The sequence below is a fragment of the Paenibacillus sp. 01L418 genome, from assembly GCF_056400045.1.
In genome coordinates this window covers 1-3183 of record NZ_JBFTSN010000592.1, presented here as the reverse complement: position 1 = coordinate 3183, position 3183 = coordinate 1, and the positions used below count along the sequence as shown (strand labels likewise).

Here is a 3183-nt window from a genome sequence, read left to right as displayed (position 1 = left end):
AGCTTGTGGAGAGTACACCGATCCAAGCATCAGTCGGTCGGTGCGGCGTACTTCCTCACGTCCGGCTCAAATGTCGTTCCTTTGGACAGGTCCACCTCCAAGTGGGTAGTTCCGCGATCGTCTGTCAGCACGAGCATGCGAGAGCCTACTAGGGGAACACGGTCGGAACTGGTGCGCATGTGCGCTGAGATGACCCGAGGAGTACCGTCGACGATGTAACCTACCTCGACCTTGAATATCGGGAGATCGAAGAGCCAGCAGTTCGTGAAGCTCACGGTGGTCAGTGTTCCGATGAACGAGCAGCCCTCCACTCGGAGGCGCTCAATGTCACTCTGACGTAGCCGGGCATGCGCGATCGAGCCGGGCAACCGTAAGAGCGCGATGGTGGCCCAGAGGGCGAAGGCGGCTCCGATGACAGCGCCAAGCTCTGGCGGGATCGTCGGTGACGTCCCGATGGCCTCGAGGTTGAAGGGGCGCGACGGATCGCTGATCAGCGTCCAGATCAGGAAGACTCCAGCGATTATGACGAGTCCTCCTGCAATCGCGAGCGACACGAAGAGGCCGGCGACCCTGGTCTGTCCGAACTGTTCTACCGCTCGCAAGTACACTCCGCCAGTCACACCGATTGCGACGAACAGCAACACTACGGCGACGCCCACCGTGACCGGATGACCGAGGAGCATACTGATCGCCGGTGTTGGCGCAAGACCGAGCAGGGCACCAAACGGCAGGGAGCCTGTCAGCGCCCACAGTGCAGCAGCTGCGAACAGCCACGGCAGCAGCGGAGTCGCGCGTCCGACGCCACGTCCCGGCAGCAGCGCAGTCATTCGTCCGCCTTTATCCGTAGTGGAAAACAGCGGCAGCATCTCACTGTGCTCATGTTGTCCCTCTGCAGCATCCCTCATAGATATCCTTCACCTCCATAATTTTTTTGCTGTATTTTTCCACTTATTGACTACTATATTGACTCATTCTCGAAGACTTTACAATAGGAAATAAACTCACGAACATGCATTAGAAGGCATGAAGAGAGCTGGATTTCACATAAAATATGGGCCTGTTGATGAGCTTTGGGGTGTTCGAAGATTGTATGTCCACGACCCGATTGGTAAACTTATCAACATTGTTGCTCATGAACTTTTATACTCTAACAGCCAATCGTAAAGGGACCCTGGTTTGTACATCTAATGGGAAACAATAGTTCAATAAATCAGTAGCGAAGCTATGGGTTTGGAACAATCGTGGGAGTGACGGCAACTTTATAATTAGGGAGTGTTATATGGAGCCAGTTGTAGGATTAGATGTGGCTAAAGGAGCCAGCGTCGTTCAGGTTTTTCTACGAAGGAACGAACCGTACGGGATATTTGAGAGTATTGCGCACGAGTAGAACGGTTTTGAACGACTGGGAGAATTGCTTGATGAATTGAAGGTACTCTCGGGCAAGGTGCCGGTCATTATTTTGGAATAATGTTTCTATTGGATGAAAATTGGTGGGCAATTTCTCCAGAGTTTTAGAGGAAATCGAAAAATCTTTCCGAAATAAGAGTAAACGCCGGTGACCTTTAGCAGGTGACCGGCGTTTCCATATTAGCGTTTCGGCATTTTGCTCTCATCCATGTACAGCAAATTCCAACGGTGACCGTCCAAGTCGGCAAATCCTGCGCCGTACATCCAGCCGTCATTTTCACTCGGCTTGCCAAAGATGCTTCCTCCGGCAAACTCTACTTTTTGAATAAAGGCATCTACTTCTTCTCTGCTTCCAGCACCAATGGAAAATATTACTTCTGCACAACGGGAAGTATCTGCGGTTTTTGAACCGGTAAATTTCTCAAACGCCGCATCCGGGAACAGCAGAATCGTTGTTTGGCCTATGGCAAGCTTGGCTCTCTCGTTACCAACGCTCACCGCATGGAATCCAATCTCATTGAAAAAGGCAGTTGACTTCTCAACATCTTTGACTGGTAGGTTAATCCAAATCTCCTGTGACATGGCTGTAGCCTCCTGGAATAAATTTTTAACTTCTCCTACTATACTCTACTTCTGGCTGTAGAAGCGAATCTTATAAAAGAAACAGCAAAGTATGACATTCCTGTCATGCATCCTACGATTTACTTAGTAAATACGCGCTCCGCAATCAGGGGTAAACGAACGACTGTATGCAGCAATTGTCAGAATAAAATAAAGTAATAGACTGACGTTACTTTATTAAGCCAACGAGCAGGATAGCTTAATCATATCTAGAATAAATATAGAAAAATACTAACAGCGTTTATAAGTCGAATGAAGAGTGGGGGAAGTTTCTTGGATGAGATTGCAAAAATCGCAAAAGAATTATTAAAGAATATTGAAGAAAATAAACGGAATCTTTTAAGCAGAAATGCAGATAAGAAGGTAATCAATTTTTATGAAATAAATAAGCCATATGGTTGTTTCTCAAATTTTTCGAAACATTCAATTACGTTACAAAACAAAGACTGGCCAACATCGGAACACTATTTTCAAGCTCAAAAGTTTGTAGGTACCGTTCATGAAGATGAATTACGTTTTGCAAGTACGCCAATGGATGCCGCCCGATTAGGCCGAGATAAATATAAACCGCTCCGTAAAGATTGGGAAGAGTGCAAAGTTAACATTATGCGGGAAGCTATCGTCGCTAAAATAGAACAACATCCAAATGTTAAGTCAATTCTCTTATCAACTGGTGATTGTGCCATAATCTTAATTGAAAAAGAGGTTTTGAATCAATGAATAGCAAAATGATTTGGGGGATAGTATTATTAGCGCTGAGTTTGTTTTTTAAGCCATTATTGGCGATAGTGGGGCTGAATGAAACATTGTTCGGATTGCAATGGCAAGGTGAAACTGTGTTTTCATTGCGTCCATTCTTAGTTCGGAGTATTCTAGCAATAATTGGTATTATCATGCTTATCATCGGCGGTAAGCAAGTTACAAAGCAGAAGAATAAATAGTTGAAAGGATCGAGAGCACAACAATTAATCTTGCTACAGTATTGAACGTTTATATCAAGGTATTGAAGACCGAAAAAGATTATGATAATCCCCAAAAGGGGATTTTTTAATGTTCGTAGAACAAAAGGAGCCATTGAGGCTCCTTTTGTTTGTAATTATCACGATTTACGAAATGTGACACATCACGAACTTTAATATTTTCAGATGACAAGAA

At 45.3% G+C, this 3183-nt stretch carries 4 protein-coding genes; 2 read left to right on the top strand and 2 right to left on the bottom strand.

The window, feature by feature from the left end:
- Positions 1–29: 29 nt before the first annotated feature.
- Both AC1DSE_RS33245 and AC1DSE_RS33240 read right to left on the bottom strand, forming a co-directional pair.
- Positions 30–866 carry a hypothetical protein gene (locus AC1DSE_RS33245; protein WP_477528911.1) on the bottom strand — a complete coding sequence of 279 codons (837 nt, stop codon included), beginning with the start codon at positions 864–866 and terminating at the stop codon, positions 30–32.
- Between the two features lie 721 nt (positions 867–1587).
- On the bottom strand, positions 1588–1989 hold the full coding sequence (locus AC1DSE_RS33240; protein ID WP_441883104.1) for a VOC family protein: 402 nt from the start codon (positions 1987–1989) through the stop codon (positions 1588–1590).
- Positions 1990–2301: 312 nt separating this feature from the next.
- On the opposite strand from AC1DSE_RS33240, the gene AC1DSE_RS33235 reads away from it, so the two are divergent.
- A complete protein-coding gene (locus AC1DSE_RS33235; protein WP_477511124.1) occupies positions 2302–2748 on the top strand; it encodes an NADAR family protein in 447 nt (148 codons plus the stop codon).
- Positions 2745–2969 carry a hypothetical protein gene (locus AC1DSE_RS33230; RefSeq protein ID WP_477511123.1) on the top strand — a complete coding sequence of 75 codons (225 nt, stop codon included), beginning with the start codon at positions 2745–2747 and terminating at the stop codon, positions 2967–2969. The genes AC1DSE_RS33235 and AC1DSE_RS33230 overlap by 4 nt, the downstream gene beginning before the upstream one ends.
- The last annotated feature ends 214 nt before the right edge of the window (positions 2970–3183 follow it).

What these genes read in the sequence shown, in the direction of transcription:
- AC1DSE_RS33230 (WP_477511123.1), top strand. Translation starts at nt 2,745, where the DNA reads ATGAATAGCAAAATGATTTGGGGGATAGTATTATTAGCGCTGAGTTTG.
- AC1DSE_RS33240 (WP_441883104.1), bottom strand. Translation starts at nt 1,989, where the DNA reads ATGTCACAGGAGATTTGGATTAACCTACCAGTCAAAGATGTTGAGAAG.
- AC1DSE_RS33245 (WP_477528911.1), bottom strand. Translation starts at nt 866, where the DNA reads ATGCTGCCGCTGTTTTCCACTACGGATAAAGGCGGACGAATGACTGCG.